The sequence below is a fragment of the Pseudomonas sp. NGC7 genome (assembly GCF_047159675.1).
Lineage (GTDB): Bacteria > Pseudomonadota > Gammaproteobacteria > Pseudomonadales > Pseudomonadaceae > Aquipseudomonas > Aquipseudomonas kermanshahensis.
In genome coordinates this window covers 5066647-5086665 of record NZ_BAAFZY010000001.1, presented here as the reverse complement: position 1 = coordinate 5086665, position 20019 = coordinate 5066647, and the positions used below count along the sequence as shown (strand labels likewise).

The window sequence follows — 20019 nt, the reverse complement described above, 5'->3', positions numbered from 1 at the left end:
GGATTATTGGCATGGCGAAAACCGAAGCAGTAAAAGACCCCGCCACAAAAGGCAAACTCAAGCTGATCCTGCTGTTGGTGCTGGGCCTGGTGCTGGCGATCGGCCTTTCGGTGGGCGCTACCTGGTTCATCATGCACAAGAGCGACTCCGCGCCGGCCACCGACCCGGCCGCCGCCAACGTCAAGCCTGTGGCCATCTACGAAGCGCTCACCCCGGCCTTCGTGGTCAACTTCAACCAGAACGGCCGCCAGCGCTACATGCAACTGAGCATCACCCTGCAAGCGCGCAACCAGGCTGACCTGGATGCCCTCAAGGTGCACATGCCGGTGATTCGCAACAACCTGGTGATGATGTTCTCCGGGCAGGGCTTCGACACCCTGGCCGGCAGCCCGGTAGGGCAAGAGATGCTGCGCCAGAAAGCCACCGCCGTGGTGCAGGAAGTCGCCCAGAAGGAAGTCGGCAAGCCGGTCATCGACCAGTTGCTGTTCACCAATTTCGTATTGCAGTAGGAGTCCGCAATGGCCGTACAGGACCTGCTGTCCCAGGATGAAATCGATGCGCTGTTGCACGGTGTCGACGATGGTCTGGTGCAGACCGAGAGCGCTTCCGAGCCAGGCAGTATCAAAAGCTACGACCTGACCAGCCAGGATCGTATCGTCCGCGGTCGTATGCCGACCCTGGAAATGATCAACGAGCGCTTTGCCCGCTACACCCGCATCAGCATGTTCAACCTGCTGCGCCGCTCGGCGGACGTGGCGGTGGGTGGCGTGCAGGTGATGAAGTTCGGCGAGTACGTGCATTCGCTGTATGTGCCGACCAGCCTCAACCTGGTCAAGATCAAGCCACTGCGCGGCACCTCGCTGTTCATCCTCGACGCCAAGCTGGTGTTCAAGCTGGTGGACAACTTCTTTGGCGGTGACGGCCGTCACGCCAAGATCGAAGGCCGCGAGTTCACCCCGACCGAGTTGCGCGTGGTGCGCATGGTCCTCGACCAATGCTTCGTCGACCTCAAGGAAGCCTGGCAAGCCATCATGCCGGTCAACTTCGAGTACATGAACTCCGAGGTCAACCCGGCCATGGCCAACATCGTCGGCCCCAGCGAGGCGGTGGTGGTGTCGACCTTCCACATCGAGCTGGACGGCGGTGGCGGCGACCTGCACGTGACCATGCCGTACTCGATGATCGAGCCGGTGCGCGAGATGCTCGATGCGGGCTTCCAGTCCGACCTGGACGACCAGGACGAGCGCTGGGTCAAGGCCCTGCGCGAAGACGTGCTCGACGTGGCCGTGCCACTGACCGCCACGGTTGCCCGCCGCCAGCTGAAGCTGCGCGACATCCTGCACATGCAGCCTGGCGATGTGATCCCGGTGGAGCTGCCCGAGCACTTGGTGCTGCGCGCCAACGGCGTGCCCTCGTTCAAGGCGCGGCTGGGTTCGCACAAGGGCAACCTGGCCCTGCAGATCATCGACCCGATCGAACGCCGCTGACGGCGTGCCGGTCGCTCACTACGAATTGAATGCCTGTCGAGGAAATCATGGCTAACGAAAACGAGATCACGTCCGCGGAAGACCAGGCCCTGGCCGACGAATGGGCGGCGGCGCTGGAGGAAACCGGTGATGCCGGCCAGGCCGATATCGACGCGCTGCTGGGCGGCGACACCGGTAACAGCGGCGCTGGCCGCCTGCCGATGGAAGAGTTCGCCAGCTCGCCGCGGCCGAACGAGAATGTCAGCCTCGAAGGCCCTAACCTGGACGTGATCCTGGACATTCCGGTGAACATTTCCATGGAAGTGGGCAGCACCGAGATCAACATCCGCAACCTGCTGCAGCTCAACCAGGGGTCGGTGATCGAACTCGACCGCCTGGCCGGCGAGCCGCTCGACGTGCTGGTCAATGGCACGCTGATCGCCCATGGCGAAGTGGTGGTGGTCAACGAGAAGTTCGGCATCCGCCTGACCGACGTGATCAGCCCCAGCGAACGTATCAAGAAGCTGCGCTGAGTGAAGGGCACGATGCGCGCCGGCGCTGCTTTTGCCGGGCTGCTCGCCAGCCAGTGGGCCTGCGCGGCGGCCAACCCTGCGGCAACCACCGCTGCCGCGCCTGGCAGCCTGGGTGGGCAACTGGCGCAGATGGTCTTTGGCCTGCTGTTGGTGGTGGGCCTGATCTTCTTCCTGGCCTGGATGTTGCGCCGCATGCAAGGCGCGGCGGTCAAAGGTGGCCAGGTGATCGAGATCGTCGGCAGCCGGGCCATTGGCCCGCGTGACCGCCTGTTGCTGGTGCAGGTCGGCAAGGAGCAGATCCTGATCGGCCACACCCCAGGCAGTATCGAGGCCCTGCATGTGCTGGCCGAACCCGTCGAAGTGCCCGCAACTGCCCGTCAGGCAGCGCCGGAGTTTGCCCAGCGGCTGATGGAGCTGATGGGCAAGGACCAGAAGGACAAGAAGTGATGACCGGCGTGCTGCGCATGATGTTGACCCTGGCGCTGCTGCTGGCCGCGCCATTGGCCCTGGCTGCCGACCCGCTGTCGATCCCGGCCATCACCCTGTCCAATGGGGCAGACGGGCAGCAGGAGTATTCGGTCAGCCTGCAGATCCTGCTGATCATGACGGCGCTGAGCTTCATCCCGGCGTTCGTCATCCTGATGACCAGCTTCACCCGCATCATCATTGTCTTCTCGATTTTGCGTCAGGCCCTGGGCTTGCAGCAGACGCCTTCGAACCAGATTCTGACCGGCATGGCGCTGTTTTTGACCATGTTCATCATGGCGCCGGTGTTCGACCGGGTGAACCAGGATGCGCTGCAGCCCTACCTGAAAGAGCAGATGACTGCCCAACAGGCCATCGACAAGGCCCAGGGGCCTCTGAAGGACTTTATGCTGGCGCAGACCCGGCAGAGCGACCTGGACTTGTTCATGCGCCTGTCCAAGCGCACCGACATCGAAGGCCCTGACCAGGTGCCACTGACCATCCTGGTGCCGGCCTTCGTCACGTCCGAGCTGAAGACCGCGTTCCAGATCGGCTTCATGATCTTCATCCCGTTCCTGATCATCGACATGGTGGTCGCCAGCGTGCTGATGGCCATGGGTATGATGATGCTGTCGCCGCTGATCATTTCGCTGCCGTTCAAGATCATGCTGTTCGTCCTGGTCGATGGCTGGGCGCTGATCATGGGCACACTGGCCAGTAGTTTCGGCGGCGTCTGACGCCGTCAAGGAGAGCCACGCATGACCCCTGAAGTTGCTGTCGACCTGTTCCGCGATGCACTGTGGCTGACCACGCTGATGGTCGCCATCCTGGTGGTGCCGAGCCTGCTGGTGGGCCTGATGGTGGCGATGTTCCAGGCCGCCACGCAGATCAACGAACAGACCCTGAGCTTCCTGCCGCGTCTGCTGGTAATGCTGGTCACGCTGATCGTCGCGGGGCCTTGGCTGGTGCAGAAGTTCATGGAATACATCACCACGCTCTACACCAGCATCCCGCAGCTGATCGGTTGACACGGCCATGCTGGAGCTGACCAACGCACAGATCGGCACCTGGGTCGCCACCTTCATCCTGCCGTTGTTCCGGGTGACGGCAGTGCTGATGACCATGCCGATCTTCGGCACGCGCATGCTGCCGGCGCGGGTGCGCCTGTACGTGGCGGTGGCCATCACCGTGGTGATCGTCCCGGCGCTGCCGCCGTTGCCCGAGTTCGAGCCGTTGAGCCTGCAGGGCCTGCTGCTGTGTGGCGAGCAGATCATCGTCGGGGCGTTGTTTGGGTTCTCGTTGCAGCTGCTGTTCCAGGCCTTCGTCATCGCTGGCCAGATCGTCGCGGTGCAGATGGGCATGGCCTTCGCCTCGATGGTCGACCCGGCCAACGGCGTCAACGTCACGGTGATCAGCCAGTTCATGACCATGTTGGTCAGTGTGCTGTTCCTGTTGATGAACGGGCACTTGGTGGTTTTCGAGGTGCTGACCGAAAGCTTCACCACCTTGCCGGTGGGCAATGCGCTGATGGTCAACCAGTTCTGGGAAATGGCCGGGCGCCTGGGTTGGGTGTTCGGTGCCGGGTTGTTGCTGATCTTGCCGGTTATTGCCGCGCTGCTGGTGGTGAACATCGCCTTTGGCGTGATGACGCGGGCGGCGCCACAGCTGAACATCTTCTCCATTGGCTTCCCGCTGACACTGGTCATGGGCATGGGGATTTTCTGGATCGGCCTGGCCGATATGCTTTCCCACTACCAGGCATTGGCCAGCGACGCGCTGCAATGGCTGCGTGATCTGGCAAGGGCGCGCTGAGCATGGCTGAAAGCGAGAGTGGTCAGGACAAGACAGAAGACCCCACTGACAAGCGCAAGCGCGATTCGCGCGAAAAAGGTGAGATCGCCCGCTCCAAGGAGCTGAACACGGTGGCGGTGACCCTGGCAGGCGCCGGCGGCCTGCTGATGTTCGGCGGCCACTTGGCCGAGACGCTGCTGAGCGTGATGCGCATGAACTTCAGTCTGACCCGCGACATGATCGTCGACGAGCGCGCCATGGGCGCGTTTTTGCTGGCCTCGGGCAAGATGGCGATCTGGGCGGTGCAGCCCGTACTGATTCTGCTGTTCGTGATCTCGTTCGTTGCTCCGATCGCGTTGGGCGGTTTCCTGTTTTCCGGCAGCCTGCTGCAGCCCAAATTCAGCCGCATGAACCCGCTGTCGGGGATCAAGCGCATGTTCTCGATGCATGCCTTGACTGAGCTGCTGAAGGCGTTGGCCAAGTTTTTCGCGATCCTGATCGTGGCGGTGGTGGTGCTGGTCAGCGACCGCCAGGCGTTGCTGTCGATTGCCAATGAGCCGCTGGAACAGGCGATCATTCACAGTGTTCAGGTGGTGGGGTGGAGTGCGCTGTGGATGTCGGCGGGGCTGCTGCTGATCGCGGCGGCGGACGTGCCGTTCCAGCTGTGGCAGACGCACAAGAAAATGAAAATGACCAAGCAGGAAGTGCGTGACGAGTACAAGGACTCGGAGGGCAAGCCTGAGGTCAAGCAGCGTATTCGCCAGTTGCAGCGCGAGGTGTCGCAGCGGCGCATGATGGCGGCGGTGCCGCAGGCGGACGTGATCATCACCAACCCCACGCACTATGCCGTTGCTCTGCAGTACGACCCGGAGAAGGGCGGGGCAGCGCCCTTGCTGCTGGCCAAGGGTACTGATTTCATGGCGTTGAAGATTCGCGAGATTGGTGTCGAGCACAAAATCCAGATCCTTGAATCGCCGGCCCTGGCGCGGGCGATCTATTACTCCACCGAGCTTGAACACGAGATCCCGGCGGGGTTGTACCTGGCGGTGGCGCAGGTGTTGGCGTATGTGTTCCAGATTCGTCAGTACCGGTCGGGCAAGGGCAAGCGGCCGGAGCCGTTGAAGGATGATTTGCCGATTCCGCCGGATTTGCGGCGCGATAGCTGATAGGTGCATGGCGATGGTCGTTCAGCGCCTGTGAGATCGAGCGCCGCCCGCGCGGCGCATCGCGAGCAACGCTCGCTCCTACGTTTGTTTCGGGCCAATTATTCCTGGGGCATTCGCGCGCGACCGCCTTGTATGTTCGACGCGATAACGCGCCATGCGCCAAGGCGGTCGCGCGCGCCTGTCATAGGCGTTACTGGCCAAAAACAAACGTAGGAGCGAGCGTTGCTCGCGATGCGCCGCGCGGGCGGCGCTCGATCTCAAACCCACCAAAAACCCCAAGGCGAACACCCAAACAGCAAAGTTGGAAGGCTTCTTGCAGAGCCACGCCCAGGCGCCCCCTGGGCGTCAAAGTTTTGCATCAAGAGGACTCGCGGTGGATCGCACTCAGTTAATCAACAACGCACGCCACAACCTGGCCGGTCTCGGCCGGGGCAACCTGGGTGTGCCGCTGTTGCTGCTGGTGATGTTGGCAATGATGATGTTGCCGATACCGCCGTTCCTGCTCGACGTGTTCTTCACCTTCAACATCGCCCTGTCGATCGTGGTGCTGCTGGTCTGCGTCTACGCCCTGCGCCCACTCGACTTCGCCGCATTCCCCACCATCCTGCTGGTGGCGACGCTGCTGCGCCTGGCCCTGAACGTCGCCTCCACCCGTGTGGTCATGCTCCACGGCCAGGAGGGCCATGGCGCTGCGGGCAAGGTGATCCAGGCCTTCGGTGAAGTGGTCATCGGCGGCAACTACGTGGTCGGTGCGGTGGTGTTCGCCATCCTCATGATCATCAACTTCGTCGTGGTGACCAAGGGTGCTGGGCGTATTTCCGAGGTAAGCGCGCGCTTCACCCTCGATGCCATGCCCGGCAAACAGATGGCCATCGACGCCGACCTCAACGCCGGCTTGATCGACCAAGCCCAGGCCAAGGCCCGCCGCTCCGAGGTCGCGCAGGAGGCCGAGTTCTATGGCTCGATGGACGGTGCCAGCAAGTTCGTGCGCGGCGACGCCATCGCCGGCCTGCTGATCCTGTTCATCAACCTCATCGGCGGCATGCTCATCGGCATGCTCCAGCACGGCATGCCGTTCAGCGAAGCCGGCAAGGTGTACGCCTTGTTGACCATCGGTGACGGTTTGGTGGCGCAATTGCCATCACTGCTGCTGTCCACCGCTGCGGCCATCATGGTCACCCGGGCTTCGGGCTCGGAAGACATGGGCAAGTTGATCAACCGGCAGATGTTCGACTCACCCAAGGCCCTGGCGGTCTCCGGTGCGCTGATGATCATCATGGGCCTGGTGCCGGGCATGCCGCATGTGGCCTTCCTCAGCCTTGGCCTGATGGCCGGCGGCGGTGCCTACCTGGTGTGGAAGAAACAGCAGCAGGTGAAGGTCAAGGCCCAGGAAGAGGCGCAGCGCCAGCAGGACCTGCTGCCCTCGCCACAGCGTGCGCTGGAAACCAAGGAGCTGGGCTGGGACGACGTTACCCCGATCGACATGATCGGCCTTGAGGTCGGTTACCGCTTGATCCCGCTGGTCGACCGCAACCAGGGCGGCCAGTTGCTGGCGCGGATCAAGGGCGTGCGCAAGAAGCTGTCCCAAGACCTGGGTTTCCTCATGCCCACTGTGCACATTCGCGACAACCTCGACCTGCAGCCCAGCGCCTACCGCCTCACGTTGATGGGGGTGATCCTGGCTGAAGCGGAGATTTACCCGGATCGCGAACTGGCGATCAACCCGGGCCAGGTATTTGGCACCCTCAACGGCATTGCCGCACGCGACCCGGCCTTTGGCCTGGAGGCGGTGTGGATCGACGTCGGCCAGCGCTCCCAGGCGCAGTCGCTGGGCTATACCGTGGTCGATGCCAGTACGGTGGTGGCCACGCACCTCAACCAGATCCTGCAAAAGCACTGTCACGAGCTGATCGGCCATGAGGAAGTGCAGCAATTGCTGCAAGTGTTGTCCAAGGCTTCGCCTAAACTGGCAGAAGAATTGGTGCCGGGTGTCATTTCCTTGTCGGGGCTGCTCAAGGTCCTGCAGGCATTGCTGTCCGAGCAAGTGCCGGTGCGCGATATCCGCAGCATCGCCGAGGCCATCGCCAACAACGCGGGCAAGAGTCAAGATACCGCCGCGCTGGTGGCTGTGGTGCGCGTCGGATTGTGTCGCGCCATCGTGCAAAGCATTGTCGGCGTTGAGTCTGAGCTGCCGGTGATCACCCTTGAACCGAGGTTGGAACAGATTTTGCTCAATAGTCTGCAAAGGGCCGGGCAGGGTCAGGAAGACGGTGTTCTTCTGGAACCGAGCATGGCCGAAAAGCTGCAGCGTTCGCTGATTGACGCGGCCCAGCGCCAAGAGATGCAAGGCCAGCCGGCCATTCTCCTGGTCGCCGGCCCGATCCGCGCCATGCTGTCGCGCTTCGGTCGCCTGGCTGTACCGAATTTGCATGTTCTGGCGTATCAGGAAATACCTGACAACAAGCAAGTCACCATCGTTGCCACCGTGGGCCCTAACGGCTGAGGTAGTGGATAATGCAAGTTAAGCGATTTTTCGCCGCCGATATGCGTCAGGCCATGAAGCTGGTCCGGGATGAGCTTGGCTCCGATGCCGCCATCATCGGTAACCGCCGCATCGCCGGTGGTGTCGAATTGACGGCCGCGCTGGACTACAAATTGTCCGCCCTGGCCCCGCGCGTACCCAACGCCGAGCTTGAAGAAGAGCTGCGCAAGACCCACACGCGCATTGCCACGGCCCAGGCCGAACTGGACCAGCGCAGCGACACCAGCGACAACAACCGCCAATTGTTCGCCGGGCAGTCGCTGACGGCCTCCGAGCCGCTGGTCGAGCCGCACGTGGACGCCCCGGCACCTGCCGCTGCGCCAGCCCCGGCGCCAGTCGACCCGCGCCTGTTCGATGCCATGCGCTCGGAGCTGTCGGGCCTGCGCGAGCTGCTGGAAGTGCAGCTCGGCTCGCTGGCCTGGAGCCAGCTGCAAGGCAGCAAGCCGCAGCAGGCCAACCTCTGGCGCCGCCTGCAGCGCATCGGCCTGTCCGGCCCGATTGCCCGTGAACTGCTCGACCTCACGACTGAGATCGAAGAGCCACGCCAGGCCTGGCGCATGCTGCTGGCGCACCTGGCGCGGATGATCGAAATCCCCGAGGTGGAGCCGATTGAAGAGGGCGGTGTGATCGCCATGGTCGGCCCGGCCGGCATGGGCAAGACCACCACCCTGGCCAAGCTGGCTGCGCGCTACGTGCTCAAGTACGGCGCCCCGCAGTTGGCGCTGGTGAGCATGGACAGCTTCCGCATCGGTGCCCAGGAGCAGCTCAAGACCCTGGGGCGCATCCTCAATGTGCCGGTGACCTACGTCGACCCGGGCCAGTCCCTGGCCCAGGCGCTGGAACCGCTGCTGCGTAAGCGCGTGGTGCTGATCGATACCGCTGGCCTGCAGGCCAGCGACCCGGCCCTGCGCATGCAGCTGGAAACCCTGGCCAGCCGTGGCATCGCCGCGAAGAATTACCTGGTGCTGGCAACCACCAGCCAGAAGCAGGTGCTGACCGCCGCCTACCACAGCTACAAGCGCTGTGGCCTGGCCGGCTGCATCCTGACCAAACTCGACGAAACGGCAAGCCTCGGCGACGTGCTGAGCCTTGCCATCAGTCATGAATTGCCGGTGGCCTACCTGACCGATGGGCCGCGCATTCCCGACGATTTGCACTTGCCCCGGGCGCACCAGCTGGTCACCCGTGCGGTCAATGTGCAGCAGCAGGACGAGCCCAGCGAAGAGGCCATGGCCGATATGTTCGCTGATCTCTATCACAACCCACGGCGAGCGGGTTGATGATGAAGTGTGTGCAACGTAGCTATGCCAAGGGGCACGCAGAATTGCCTCACGTGTGGCCTGAGTCCCAGCGAGACAAGGTAAAAAACAGACATGGGTAGCATGCATCCCGTACAGGTGATCGCCGTGACCGGTGGCAAAGGTGGCGTCGGCAAGACTAACGTTTCAGTGAACCTGTCTCTGGCGCTGGCCGAGCTTGGCCGCAGGGTCATGTTGCTGGACGCCGACCTGGGCCTGGCCAATGTCGACGTATTGCTTGGCCTGACCCCCAAACGCACCCTGGCCGACGTTATTGAAGGGCGCTGTGAGCTGCGCGATGTGATGCTGCAAGGCCCCGGCGGTGTGCGCATCGTACCGGCGGCCTCCGGCACCCAGAGCATGGTGCACCTGGCGCCGGCCCAGCACGCTGGCCTGATCCAGGCGTTCAGCGACGTCGGCGACAACCTCGACGTGCTGGTGATCGACACCGCTGCGGGTATCGGTGACTCGGTGGTCAGCTTCGTTCGCGCGGCCCAGGAAGTGCTGCTGGTGGTGTGCGACGAACCCACCTCGATCACCGACGCCTACGCACTGATCAAACTGCTCAACCGTGACTACGGCATGAACCGCTTCCGGGTGCTGGCCAACATGGCGCAGAGCCCGCAAGAAGGGCGCAACCTGTTCGCCAAGTTGACCAAGGTCACCGATCGCTTCCTTGACGTTGCCCTGCAGTACGTGGGCGCCGTGCCGTACGACGAGTGCGTGCGCAAGGCGGTGCAGAAGCAGCGCGCGGTGTACGAGGCGTTCCCGCGTTCCAAGTGTGCGTTGGCCTTCAAGGCCATTGCGCAGAAGGTCGACAGCTGGCCGTTGCCGGCTAACCCGCGCGGGCATCTGGAATTCTTCGTCGAGCGTCTGGTGCAGCCCACCAGCGCAGGACCGGTACTATGAATGCGAGCGGCTTCAAGATGTACAGCAGGGCGTCGAAAGACGCCCAGTATGAGCTGATCGAACGCTACGCCCCGCTGGTCAAGCGCATCGCCTATCACCTGTTGGCGCGGCTGCCCGCCAACGTCCAGGTCGAAGACCTGATCCAGGCCGGCATGATCGGCCTGCTGGAAGTGGCCAACAAGTATGACGCCAGCAAAGGCGCCAGCTTCGAGACCTACGCCGGCATCCGCATCCGCGGCGCCATGCTCGACGAGGTGCGCAAGGGTGATTGGGCACCGCGGTCGGTGCACCGCAATACCCGTATGCTCAGTGATGCAATGCGCGCGGTTGAAGCAAGAACCGGTCGCGACGCTAAAGATCACGAGGTTGCTGCCGAACTCCAATTGAGTCTCGATGATTACTACGGGATTTTGAACGATACCCTGGGCAGCCGGCTGTTCAGCTTCGACGACCTGTTGCAGGATGGCGAGCACGAAGGCCTGCACGAAGACGGCGCCAGTGGCCAGGTGGAACCGGCGCGGGGCCTTGAAGACGAGCGCTTCCAGGCTGCCCTGACCGATGCGATCGCCAACCTGCCAGAGCGCGAGCGGCTGGTGCTGGCGCTGTACTACGACGAAGAGCTGAACCTCAAGGAAATCGGTGAGGTGCTGGGCGTCAGCGAGTCGCGGGTAAGCCAGTTGCACAGCCAGTGCGCCGCACGTTTGCGCAGCCGTCTGGGTGAGTGGCGGGCGCGCTGAGCGCCAGCCGTTGCACTGAAGACGCTGCAGCCGTTTCACGTTGTGCCGAATTGAATGAATGCGTGCTCGGGGGCCGAGCGCGTTTGAGACTGCTTGGAGGTCTAATTGGACAAGAACATGAAAATCCTCATCGTTGACGACTTTTCGACGATGCGGCGGATCATCAAGAACCTGCTGCGTGATCTGGGCTTCACCAACACCGACGAAGCTGACGACGGCACCACTGCGTTGCCGATGCTGGAAAACGGCCACTACGACTTCCTGGTGACCGACTGGAACATGCCGGGCATGTCCGGTATCGACCTGCTGCGCAAAGTCCGCGCCAGCGAAAAGCTTAAAACCATGCCGGTACTGATGGTGACGGCCGAAGCCAAGCGCGACCAGATCATCGAAGCGGCCCAGGCCGGCGTCAATGGTTACGTGGTCAAGCCGTTCACCGCTCAGGTGCTCAAAGAAAAGATCGAGAAGATCTTCGAACGCGTCAACGGCTGAGTCACGTCAGGGGGCGCGCCATGGATTCATCACAAACGTCTTTGGGGGAGTTCGAATCGACCCTGAAGAAGCATGCCCAGGAGCTGGTCGAGAGCCTGGAGCGCGGGCGCTTCGGCGAGGCGGTGCAGCTGATTCATCAGCTGAACCAGACCCGCGACCGCGGCCTGTATCAGGAAGTCGGCAAGCTGACCCGTGAGCTGCACAGTGCGATCGTCAGTTTCCAGATCGACCCGCACATGCCGCAGGCCGAGGAGGTCTCGCAGATCACCGACGCCACCGAGCGCCTGTCCTATGTGGTCAAGCTGACCGAGGGTGCCGCTAACCGCACCATGGACCTGGTCGAGGAAAGCACGCCGGTGCTCAACGACCTGGCGGGTGAGGCCAAGGCCCTGAGCGTGGACTGGCAGCGCTTCATGCGCCGCGAAGTGGCCGCGCCGGAATTCCGTGACCTGGTCAAACGCGTCGACAGTTTCCTGACGCACAGCGCTGAAGGTAACCGCAAGGTCTCAGGCCACCTCAACGACATTCTGCTGGCTCAGGACTATCAAGACCTGACCGGGCAGGTGATCAAGCGGGTCACCGCGCTGGTCACCGAGGTGGAAAGCAACCTGCTCAAGCTCGTGCTGATGGCCAGTCAAGTCGACCGTTTTGCCGGTATCGAACATGACCACCAGCAGCTGCGTGCTGAAAAAGATCAAGAAAAACATCCGACTCGGGGTGAAGGTCCGCAGATTCATGCCGATAAGCGTGAAGACGTCGTGTCCGGTCAGGACGATGTCGATGATCTGCTGTCCAGTCTGGGTTTTTAAGGAGCACGTTTAATGAGCTTCGGCGCCGATGAAGAAATCCTTCAGGATTTCCTGGTAGAAGCCGGCGAAATTCTTGAGCAACTGTCCGAGCAACTGGTCGAGCTGGAAAGCCGACCGGATGATGCCGACCTGCTCAATGCCATTTTTCGCGGTTTCCACACTGTAAAAGGGGGCGCCGGCTTCCTCCAGCTCAACGAGCTGGTGGAGTGCTGCCATATCGCCGAGAACGTGTTCGACATCCTGCGCAAAGGTGAGCGCCGGGTCGACGCCGAATTGATGGACGTGGTGCTGGAGGCGCTGGACACGGTCAACAGCATGTTTGGCCAGGTCCGCGAGCGCAGCGAGGTCATCCCCGCTACCCCAGAACTGCTGGCGGCGTTGTCGCGCCTGGCCGAGCCTGCTGCTGCCGACGCGGTCGCAGCGCCTGTGGCTGCAGCCGAGCCGGTCGCTGCGGCGCCTGCCGAAGAGCCAGACATCACCGACAGCGAATTCGAGCAGCTGCTCGACTCGCTCGACGCGGTCAAGGCCCAGGCCGCTGCCGATGAGCAGATGCAAGGCGAAACCGTCAGCAGCGCCGGTGACGAAATCACCGACGCCGAATTCGAATCGTTGCTCGACCAGTTGCATGGCAAAGGCCAGTTCAGCGCTGAAGTCGCCGCTGAGCCTGTGGCCAGCGCTGCGGCCCCGGTCAGCGATGAAATCACCGATGAAGAGTTCGAGTCGCTGCTCGACCAGTTGCACGGCAAGGGCACCTTCCAGGCCGATGCCTTGCCGGCCGCCAATGCGCCAGCAGCGGCAGCGCCGCAAAGCGTTGCCGCGGCCAGCCCAACGAGTGACGAGATCAGCGAGCACGAGTTCGAAGCCTTGCTCGATGAGTTGCACGGCAAGGGCAAGTTCTCGGGTGACGCGGTCGCGGTCGAAGCGCCTGTCGCCGCCAAGGTCGAGAGCAAGCCGGTGGCCAAACCGGCACCTGCTCCAGCCGCCGCCCCAGCAGCTGCCAGCAAGCCCGCACCTGCGCCTCGCGCGCCGGCCCCAGCGGCAGAAAAACATGCGGTCAGCGAGGCGGAAACCACCGTGCGCGTCGACACTGCGCGCCTGGACGAGATCATGAACATGGTCGGCGAACTGGTGCTGGTGCGTAACCGCCTGGTGCGCTTGGGCTTGAACAGCGGTGACGAGGCCATGTCCAAGGCCGTGTCGAACCTCGACGTGGTCACCGCCGACCTGCAGACCGCGGTCATGAAGACCCGCATGCAGCCGATCAAGAAAGTCTTCGGCCGCTTCCCGCGCCTGGTTCGCGACCTGGCCCGCCAGCTCAAGAAAGAGATCAACCTGGAGCTGGTCGGTGAAGAAACCGACCTCGACAAGAACTTGGTCGAGGCCCTGGCCGACCCGTTGGTGCACTTGGTGCGCAACGCCGTCGACCATGGCGTCGAGATGCCCGACGAGCGTGAAGCCACCGGCAAGGCGCGTACGGGGCGGGTGGTGTTGTCGGCTGAACAGGAAGGCGACCATATCCTGTTGTCGATCTCTGATGACGGCAAGGGCATGGACCCCAACATCCTGCGCGCCAAGGCTGTGGAAAAGGGCCTGATGGACAAGGACGCCGCCGAGCGTCTGAGCGAGTCGGACTGCTACAACCTGATCTTCGCCCCGGGCTTCTCGACCAAGACCGAGATCTCTGACGTGTCTGGCCGTGGTGTCGGCATGGACGTGGTGAAGACCAAGATTTCCCAGCTCAATGGCTCGATCAACATCTACTCGGCCAAGGGCCAGGGTTCGAAGATCGTCATCAAGGTGCCGCTGACCCTGGCGATCATGCCGACCCTGATGGTGATGCTGGGCAACCAGGCCTTCGCCTTCCCGCTGGTCAACGTCAACGAGATCTTCCACCTCGACCTCTCGCGTACCAATGTGGTCGATGGCCAGGAAGTGGTGATCGTGCGCGACAAGGCACTGCCGCTGTTCTACCTCAAGCGCTGGCTGGTCCAGGGCCAGGTGCACGAAGAGCAGCACGAGGGCCATGTGGTGATCCTGTCGGTCGGCACCCAACGCATCGGCTTTGTCGTCGATCAACTGGTGGGCCAGGAAGAAGTGGTAATCAAGCCGCTGGGCAAGATGCTGCAGGGCACGCCGGGCATGTCCGGGGCCACGATCACCGGCGACGGTCGTATCGCGTTGATCCTCGACGTTCCGAGCATGCTCAAGCGTTACGCCGCGCGGCGTATTTGATTTCGGTGGCGCGCCCTGGCGGGTTGCGCCGCCTAATGGAGTGTTTATGGCAGTCAAGGTCCTGGTGGTGGATGATTCCGGTTTCTTCCGCCGCCGTGTCTCGGAAATCCTCTCGGCGGACCCGACGATCCAGGTAGTGGGTACCGCGACCAATGGCAAGGAAGCAATCGACCAGGCGCTGGCGCTCAAGCCCGATGTCATCACCATGGACTACGAAATGCCCATGATGGACGGCATCACCGCAGTGCGGCACATCATGCAGCGCTGCCCGACGCCGGTGTTGATGTTCTCTTCGCTGACCCATGAAGGCGCCCGGGTGACCCTCGACGCGCTGGATGCCGGTGCAGTGGATTACCTGCCGAAAAACTTCGAAGACATCTCGCGCAACCCCGAGAAGGTCAAGCAGATGCTGTGCGAGAAGGTGCATACCCTGTCGCGCAGCAACCGTCGTTTCGGCAGTTACAACCCAGCACCTGCTGCTGCGCCGGTCACTACCAGCAGCAGCCATGCGCCGACCAGCAGCTTCGCAAGCCCAGCCTCGGCACCGGCACGCACGGCGCCGCCGGTACGCACCCCGGCCGCGGCGCCCGCGGCACATGCCCCGGCACCCAAGCGCAAACCTTACAAGCTGGTGGCCATCGGTACGTCCACGGGCGGCCCGGTGGCGCTGCAGCGGGTGCTGACGCAACTGCCCGCCAACTTCCCGGCGCCGATCGTGCTGATCCAGCACATGCCAGCGGCTTTCACCAAGGCGTTTGCCGAACGCCTGGACAAGCTGTGCAAGATCAGCGTGAAGGAAGCCGAGGACGGTGACCTGTTGCGCCCAGGCTTGGCGCTGCTGGCCCCGGGTGGTAAGCAGATGATGATCGACGGCCGTGGCACGGTGAAGATCCTGCCGGGTGACGAGCGCCTGAACTACAAGCCGTGCGTGGACATCACCTTCGGCTCGGCGGCCAAGTCGTACGGCGACAAGGTGCTGTCGGTGGTGCTCACCGGCATGGGCGCCGACGGCCGTGAAGGCGCGCGCCTGCTCAAGCAGGGCGGCAGTACCGTGTGGGCCCAGGATGAAGCCAGCTGCGTGATCTATGGCATGCCCATGGCCATCGTCAAGGCCAACCTGGCCGACGCGGTGTACAGCCTGGACGAGATCGGCAAGCACCTGGTCGAGGCCTGCGTCTGATGGACGTGCTAAGCCTGATCGGCCTGATCCTGGCGTTTGTCGCGATTGTCGGCGGCAACTTCCTCGAGGGCGGGCATGTCGGTGCGCTGATCAATGGCCCGGCGGGCTTGATCGTGCTGGGCGGCACCTTGGCGGCGGCGCTGTTGCAGTCGCCGCTGTCGGCCTTCAAGCGTGCCTTGCAGATTTTGCGCTGGATCCTGTTCCCGCCCCGGGTCGACCTGGCAGGCGGTATCGACCGGGTGGTCAACTGGAGCCTGACGGCGCGCAAAGAGGGCCTGCTGGGCCTGGAAGGGGTGGCCGATGCCGAGCCCGACCCTTATGCGCGCAAGGGCCTGCAGTTGCTGGTTGACGGTGCTGAACCTGAAGCCATCCGCAGCATTCTCGAAGTCGACTTTCTGACCCAGGAGGGCCGTGACATCCAGGCCGCCAAGGTGTTCGAGAGCATGGGCGGCTACGCCCCGACCATCGGCATCATCGGCGCGGTCATGGGCCTGATCCATGTGATGGGCAACCTGGCCGACCCGTCGCAGCTGGGTAACGGCATCGCCGTGGCGTTCGTCGCCACCATCTACGGCGTGGCCAGCGCCAACCTGATCCTGTTGCCGATCGCTAACAAGCTCAAGGCTATCGTCATGCGCCAGTCGCGCTACCGCGAGATGCTGCTTGAGGGCCTGCTGTCGATTGCCGAGGGTGAAAACCCACGCTCGATTGAGCTGAAGCTGCAAGGCTTCATGGAGTAACCATGCGCCGCCGTCGTCATACCGAGGAACACGAGAATCACGAGCGCTGGCTGGTGTCGTACGCCGACTTCATCACCTTGCTGTTCGCGTTTTTCGTGGTCATGTACTCGATTTCCTCGATCAACGAGGGCAAGTACAAGGTCATCTCGCAGGCCTTGCTCGGGGTGTTCAACGACCCCGAGCGGAGCATGAAACCGATTCCTATCGGTGATGAGCAGCCGCTGAGCGTGCGCCCGGCCGAGCCTTTGGTCAGGGACAGCGAGCAGACCGAAGCGGGCCTGGCGCAGACCAACGTCGACCCGCTGAAGACCATCAGCGACGACGTGCGCGACGCCTTTGGCGACCTGATCAAGACCGACCAGATGACCGTGCGCGGCAATGAGCTGTGGATTGAAATCGAGCTCAGTTCCTCGCTGTTGTTCGGCAGCGGTGATGCCATGCCCAGCGACAAGGCCTTCGACATCATCGAAAAGGTGGCGAACATCCTCAAACCGTTCGCCAACCCGGTGCATGTCGAAGGCTTTACCGACAACCTGCCGATTCGCACCGCGCAGTACCCGACCAACTGGGAACTGTCGTCGGCGCGGGCGGCCAGCATCGTCCGCCTGCTGGCCATGGAAGGGGTCAACCCGGCGCGCATGGCCTCGGTCGGCTATGGCGAGTATCAGCCGGTCGCCAGCAACGACAGTGCCGAAGGCCGTGCGCGCAACCGCCGCGTGGTATTGGTGATTTCGCGCAACCTCGAAGTGCGCCGCAGCCTGACCGGTACAGGTAGCGCCAATGCCACGCCGGATGCGGCGTTGCGCCGTGCTGGCACACAAAGTGCACCGGCAACAGCGAGTCACTAACTCGTCAATTCTCCGTCACTGCGTATTGTCTTGCTTGCTGAGCGCGGTACCTGTGGGAGCGGGCTTGCCCCGCGAAGCAGGCGACGTGGTGGATGGCACGGGCTACGCCCGTGTTCGCGGGACAAGCCCGCTCCCACAAGGGTGGGCGCTAAATTTATGAGTCAAGAGTTGTCCTATGAGAGTCTGGGCAGTAGCCAATCAAAAAGGTGGCGTCGGCAAGACCACCACGACCATCGCCCTGGCTGGCCTGCTGGCTGAGGCGGGCAAGCGCGTGGTCGTCGTCGACCTCGACCCGCATGGGTCGATGACCAGTTATTTCGGGCACAACCCCGATGCGCTGGAACACAGCTGCTATGACCTGTTCCTGCACCAGGGCAGCGTGCCCGAGGGCTTGCCGGGGCAATTGCTGCTGCCGACGAGCGACGAGCGTATCTCGCTGTTGCCATCGAGCACTGCGCTGGCGGTGCTCGAGCGCCAGTCGCCGGGCAAGAACGGCCTGGGGCTGGTGATCGCCAAGAGTCTGGCGCAGCTGTGGCAAGACTTCGACTTTGCCTTGATCGACAGCCCGCCTTTGCTCGGCGTGCTGATGGTCAACGCCCTGGCCGCGAGCCAACAACTGGTGATCCCGGTGCAGACCGAATTCCTCGCGGTCAAGGGCCTGGAACGCATGGTCGGCACCCTGGCCATGGTCAACCGTTCGCGTAAACAGGCCCTGCCTTACCAGATCGTGCCGACCCTGTTCGACCGCCGTACCCAGGCCTCCCTGGGCACGCTCAAACTGCTGCGCGACACCTATGGGCAGCATGTCTGGCAGGGTTACATCCCGGTCGACACGCGCTTGCGCGATGCCAGCCGCAAGGGCGTCACGCCTTCGCAGTTCGATGGCAAGAGCCGTGGGCTGATTGCCTACCGGGCGCTGCTCAAGCATTTACTGACCTACAAAACCGCAGTGCAGGTGGCCTGATGACGCAGACACGGCAAACCAGCACACGGCCGCAGATGGCCCTGCAATCCTACCTCGATGGCTTGTTGCAAGAGGCCACCGAGGCCGACGACCTGATCGAACTGCCGACAGCACCGGAGGACTTCGCCGACGCGGTGCGCGAGGAGCAGGCGCGTGATGCACGCCAGCCTGCCCAGGCCACCCTCGCGGCGCCCCGGCCCTTTGCCGAACCTCGGTTACAGGTGCTGCCCAGCGTGCTGCCGGTGGAAGAACCGGTGGTGGCGGTGGTCGAGCAGCAAGTTGTGGCCGAGGCCAGCATCCCGGTACTGATCGAAGCGCCCGCGGTAGAACCGGCGGTGCCGGTGGTGGATGTGCACCTGCCTGCGCCGAACCTGCCGGTGCCGCCGGTAAGCATCGATGGCCGCCCGGCCTGGGCAGCGGAGCCGTTCGAGTGCCTGCTGTTCGACGTCGCCGGGCTGACCCTGGCGGTGCCCTTGGTGTGCCTGGGCTCGATCTACAACCTGGCCGGCCAGGAGCTGACGCCGCTGTTCGGCCAACCGGACTGGTTTCTTGGCATCCTGACCTGCCAGGCCGGCAACCTGAAGGTCCTCGACACCGCGCGTTGGGTAATGCCCGACCGCTACCGCGACGATTTTCGCCAGGGCCTGCAGTATGTGATTTCGGTCCAGGGCTATGAATGGGGGCTGGCCGTGCACCAGGTCAGCCGTTCCCTGCGCCTGGACCCGTCCGAGATCAAGTGGCGCAGCCAGCGGGGCCAGCGCCCCTGGTTGGCCGGCACGGTGATCGAACACATGTGTGCCTTGCTTGACGTCGCCGAACTGGCCGAGCTGATCGCCAGCGGCGCAGTCAAGCAGATGCACGCCAAACACAAATGACACCGAACACACCGCCTAGCGCGGATTTTGAGGGTAGGGGAATGAAAAAGTCGTCCGCACAAGGTTCCGAAGATCCGATCCTGCAATGGGTAACCTTCCGTCTGGACAACGAGTCCTACGGGATCAATGTCATGCAGGTGCAGGAAGTGCTGCGCTACACCGAGATCGCCCCGGTACCGGGCGCGCCGAGCTACGTGCTGGGCATCATCAACCTGCGTGGCAACGTGGTGACGGTGATCGACACTCGCCAGCGTTTTGGCCTGATGCCGACCGAGGTGACCGACAACACCCGTATCGTCATCATCGAGGCGGACAAGCAAGTGGTCGGCATCCTGGTCGACAGCGTTGCCGAGGTGGTCTACCTGCGTCAGTCCGAGATCGAGACGGCGCCAAATGTGGGTAACGAAGAATCGGCCAAGTTCATCCAGGGTGTGTGCAACAAGAACGGCGAACTGCTGATCCTGGTGGAACTGGACAAGATGATGACCGAGGAAGAGTGGTCCGAGCTTGAGAACATCTGAGTTGATCCTCGAGGTTGCTGTCATCTTCCTGGCGCTGCTTTGGGCGCTGGGCGTGTGGATGTTCCTCAACCACACCAAGCGTCAGCGCGAGCTGGCGGCGCAACAGGCTGCGGGCGATGCGCTGCGTGATCAGCGTATCAAGGACCTGGCCAAGCGCCTGGACGACTACCAGAACGGTACCGTGCGCATGGGTGAGGCCATCCATGACCTGCGCGAGACGTTGGCCACCTTGCCGGATCGGCTGGAGCGGCTGGAGCAGCGTGACCCCAGCAGCGTCACCTTCAGCCAGGCGGCCAAGCTGGTCGGCATGGGCGCGAGCGTGTCCGAGCTGACCGAGACCTGCGGCCTGACCCAGGCCGAGGCGGAGTTGATGAGCAAGTTGCACCGCACCGAGTGAGCTGAACCCCTGGAGCCGCTGTGCGGCCCTTCGCAGCGCAAGGCTGCTCCTACA

The 20019-nt window shown here is 63.1% G+C and carries 22 protein-coding genes; all 22 read left to right on the top strand.

What is annotated here, in order from left to right; translation table 11 throughout:
• Positions 1–11: 11 nt before the first annotated feature.
• The 22 genes from fliL to ACMCNM_RS22550 all read left to right on the top strand — a co-directional run bounded on the left by fliL (position 12) and on the right by ACMCNM_RS22550 (position 19965).
• Complete coding sequence (gene fliL / locus ACMCNM_RS22655; RefSeq protein WP_099454932.1) at positions 12–509, top strand: flagellar basal body-associated protein FliL; 498 nt, start codon at positions 12–14, stop codon at positions 507–509.
• Positions 510–518: 9 nt separating this feature from the next.
• Positions 519–1487, top strand: coding sequence for a flagellar motor switch protein FliM (gene fliM, locus ACMCNM_RS22650; RefSeq protein WP_027593022.1), 969 nt, complete (start codon positions 519–521; stop codon positions 1485–1487).
• Between the two features lie 47 nt (positions 1488–1534).
• Positions 1535–1999 (top strand): flagellar motor switch protein FliN, encoded by a 465-nt coding sequence (gene fliN, locus ACMCNM_RS22645; protein ID WP_186679658.1) that lies wholly within the window; start codon positions 1535–1537, stop codon positions 1997–1999.
• Positions 2000–2011: 12 nt separating this feature from the next.
• The gene (fliO, locus tag ACMCNM_RS22640; protein WP_412765954.1) at positions 2012–2446 is read left to right on the top strand and encodes a flagellar biosynthetic protein FliO; all 435 of its coding nucleotides are present in this window, start codon (positions 2012–2014) and stop codon (positions 2444–2446) included.
• Positions 2446–3201 carry a flagellar type III secretion system pore protein FliP gene (gene fliP / locus ACMCNM_RS22635; protein ID WP_027593019.1) on the top strand — a complete coding sequence of 252 codons (756 nt, stop codon included), beginning with the start codon at positions 2446–2448 and terminating at the stop codon, positions 3199–3201. The genes fliO and fliP overlap by 1 nt, the downstream gene beginning before the upstream one ends.
• Before the next feature lie 21 nt (positions 3202–3222).
• Positions 3223–3492: a flagellar biosynthesis protein FliQ gene (gene fliQ, locus ACMCNM_RS22630; RefSeq protein ID WP_186679660.1), complete on the top strand. Its 270-nt coding sequence runs from the start codon at positions 3223–3225 to the stop codon at positions 3490–3492.
• Between the two features lie 7 nt (positions 3493–3499).
• Positions 3500–4276, top strand: a complete 777-nt coding sequence (gene fliR, locus ACMCNM_RS22625) for a flagellar biosynthetic protein FliR (RefSeq protein ID WP_275746377.1) — start codon at positions 3500–3502, stop codon at positions 4274–4276.
• A 2-nt stretch (positions 4277–4278) separates the two neighbouring features.
• Complete coding sequence (gene flhB / locus ACMCNM_RS22620; protein ID WP_027593016.1) at positions 4279–5421, top strand: flagellar biosynthesis protein FlhB; 1143 nt, start codon at positions 4279–4281, stop codon at positions 5419–5421.
• 373 nt (positions 5422–5794) lie between these two features.
• Positions 5795–7924, top strand: a complete 2130-nt coding sequence (flhA, locus tag ACMCNM_RS22615) for a flagellar biosynthesis protein FlhA (protein WP_027593015.1) — start codon at positions 5795–5797, stop codon at positions 7922–7924.
• An 11-nt stretch (positions 7925–7935) separates the two neighbouring features.
• A complete protein-coding gene (gene flhF / locus ACMCNM_RS22610) occupies positions 7936–9243 on the top strand; it encodes a flagellar biosynthesis protein FlhF (protein ID WP_027593014.1) in 1308 nt (435 codons plus the stop codon).
• A gap of 93 nt (positions 9244–9336) precedes the next feature.
• Complete coding sequence (gene fleN, locus ACMCNM_RS22605; RefSeq protein WP_027593013.1) at positions 9337–10170, top strand: flagellar synthesis regulator FleN; 834 nt, start codon at positions 9337–9339, stop codon at positions 10168–10170.
• Positions 10167–10907: an RNA polymerase sigma factor FliA gene (gene fliA / locus ACMCNM_RS22600; RefSeq protein ID WP_412765464.1), complete on the top strand. Its 741-nt coding sequence runs from the start codon at positions 10167–10169 to the stop codon at positions 10905–10907. The genes fleN and fliA overlap by 4 nt, the downstream gene beginning before the upstream one ends.
• Before the next feature lie 117 nt (positions 10908–11024).
• Positions 11025–11399 (top strand): chemotaxis response regulator CheY, encoded by a 375-nt coding sequence (locus ACMCNM_RS22595; RefSeq protein ID WP_077068541.1) that lies wholly within the window; start codon positions 11025–11027, stop codon positions 11397–11399.
• Positions 11400–11419: 20 nt separating this feature from the next.
• Entirely contained in the window at positions 11420–12208 is a 789-nt protein-coding gene (locus tag ACMCNM_RS22590) for a protein phosphatase CheZ (RefSeq protein ID WP_027593010.1), read from the top strand.
• Between the two features lie 12 nt (positions 12209–12220).
• Positions 12221–14440, top strand: a complete 2220-nt coding sequence (locus ACMCNM_RS22585; protein WP_412765463.1) for a chemotaxis protein CheA — start codon at positions 12221–12223, stop codon at positions 14438–14440.
• A gap of 46 nt (positions 14441–14486) precedes the next feature.
• Positions 14487–15620, top strand: coding sequence for a protein-glutamate methylesterase/protein-glutamine glutaminase (locus ACMCNM_RS22580; RefSeq protein ID WP_186679667.1), 1134 nt, complete (start codon positions 14487–14489; stop codon positions 15618–15620).
• Positions 15620–16360: a flagellar motor protein gene (locus ACMCNM_RS22575; protein WP_027593007.1), complete on the top strand. Its 741-nt coding sequence runs from the start codon at positions 15620–15622 to the stop codon at positions 16358–16360. Before ACMCNM_RS22580 ends, ACMCNM_RS22575 begins: the two co-directional genes overlap by 1 nt.
• Positions 16361–16362: 2 nt before the next feature.
• Positions 16363–17208, top strand: coding sequence for a flagellar motor protein MotD (gene motD / locus ACMCNM_RS22570; RefSeq protein ID WP_099428649.1), 846 nt, complete (start codon positions 16363–16365; stop codon positions 17206–17208).
• Positions 17209–17383: 175 nt separating this feature from the next.
• The gene (locus ACMCNM_RS22565) at positions 17384–18172 is read left to right on the top strand and encodes a ParA family protein (protein ID WP_027593005.1); all 789 of its coding nucleotides are present in this window, start codon (positions 17384–17386) and stop codon (positions 18170–18172) included.
• A complete protein-coding gene (locus tag ACMCNM_RS22560; protein ID WP_412765462.1) occupies positions 18172–19047 on the top strand; it encodes a CheW domain-containing protein in 876 nt (291 codons plus the stop codon). The genes ACMCNM_RS22565 and ACMCNM_RS22560 overlap by 1 nt, the downstream gene beginning before the upstream one ends.
• Before the next feature lie 41 nt (positions 19048–19088).
• Positions 19089–19568 (top strand): chemotaxis protein CheW, encoded by a 480-nt coding sequence (locus ACMCNM_RS22555; RefSeq protein ID WP_003254393.1) that lies wholly within the window; start codon positions 19089–19091, stop codon positions 19566–19568.
• Position 19569: 1 nt separating this feature from the next.
• Positions 19570–19965, top strand: coding sequence for a DUF2802 domain-containing protein (locus tag ACMCNM_RS22550; RefSeq protein ID WP_186703707.1), 396 nt, complete (start codon positions 19570–19572; stop codon positions 19963–19965).
• Positions 19966–20019 lie beyond the last annotated feature (54 nt).

Coding starts and splice junctions, on each gene's coding strand:
- fliL (WP_099454932.1), top strand. CDS start 12: ATGGCGAAAACCGAAGCAGTAAAAGACCCCGCCACAAAAGGCAAACTC.
- fliM (WP_027593022.1), top strand. CDS start 519: ATGGCCGTACAGGACCTGCTGTCCCAGGATGAAATCGATGCGCTGTTG.
- fliN (WP_186679658.1), top strand. CDS start 1,535: ATGGCTAACGAAAACGAGATCACGTCCGCGGAAGACCAGGCCCTGGCC.
- fliO (WP_412765954.1), top strand. CDS start 2,012: ATGCGCGCCGGCGCTGCTTTTGCCGGGCTGCTCGCCAGCCAGTGGGCC.
- fliP (WP_027593019.1), top strand. CDS start 2,446: ATGACCGGCGTGCTGCGCATGATGTTGACCCTGGCGCTGCTGCTGGCC.
- fliQ (WP_186679660.1), top strand. CDS start 3,223: ATGACCCCTGAAGTTGCTGTCGACCTGTTCCGCGATGCACTGTGGCTG.
- fliR (WP_275746377.1), top strand. CDS start 3,500: ATGCTGGAGCTGACCAACGCACAGATCGGCACCTGGGTCGCCACCTTC.
- flhB (WP_027593016.1), top strand. CDS start 4,279: ATGGCTGAAAGCGAGAGTGGTCAGGACAAGACAGAAGACCCCACTGAC.
- flhF (WP_027593014.1), top strand. CDS start 7,936: ATGCAAGTTAAGCGATTTTTCGCCGCCGATATGCGTCAGGCCATGAAG.
- fleN (WP_027593013.1), top strand. CDS start 9,337: ATGGGTAGCATGCATCCCGTACAGGTGATCGCCGTGACCGGTGGCAAA.
- fliA (WP_412765464.1), top strand. CDS start 10,167: ATGAATGCGAGCGGCTTCAAGATGTACAGCAGGGCGTCGAAAGACGCC.
- ACMCNM_RS22595 (WP_077068541.1), top strand. CDS start 11,025: ATGAAAATCCTCATCGTTGACGACTTTTCGACGATGCGGCGGATCATC.
- ACMCNM_RS22590 (WP_027593010.1), top strand. CDS start 11,420: ATGGATTCATCACAAACGTCTTTGGGGGAGTTCGAATCGACCCTGAAG.
- ACMCNM_RS22585 (WP_412765463.1), top strand. CDS start 12,221: ATGAGCTTCGGCGCCGATGAAGAAATCCTTCAGGATTTCCTGGTAGAA.
- ACMCNM_RS22580 (WP_186679667.1), top strand. CDS start 14,487: ATGGCAGTCAAGGTCCTGGTGGTGGATGATTCCGGTTTCTTCCGCCGC.
- ACMCNM_RS22575 (WP_027593007.1), top strand. CDS start 15,620: ATGGACGTGCTAAGCCTGATCGGCCTGATCCTGGCGTTTGTCGCGATT.
- motD (WP_099428649.1), top strand. CDS start 16,363: ATGCGCCGCCGTCGTCATACCGAGGAACACGAGAATCACGAGCGCTGG.
- ACMCNM_RS22565 (WP_027593005.1), top strand. CDS start 17,384: ATGAGAGTCTGGGCAGTAGCCAATCAAAAAGGTGGCGTCGGCAAGACC.
- ACMCNM_RS22560 (WP_412765462.1), top strand. CDS start 18,172: ATGACGCAGACACGGCAAACCAGCACACGGCCGCAGATGGCCCTGCAA.
- ACMCNM_RS22555 (WP_003254393.1), top strand. CDS start 19,089: ATGAAAAAGTCGTCCGCACAAGGTTCCGAAGATCCGATCCTGCAATGG.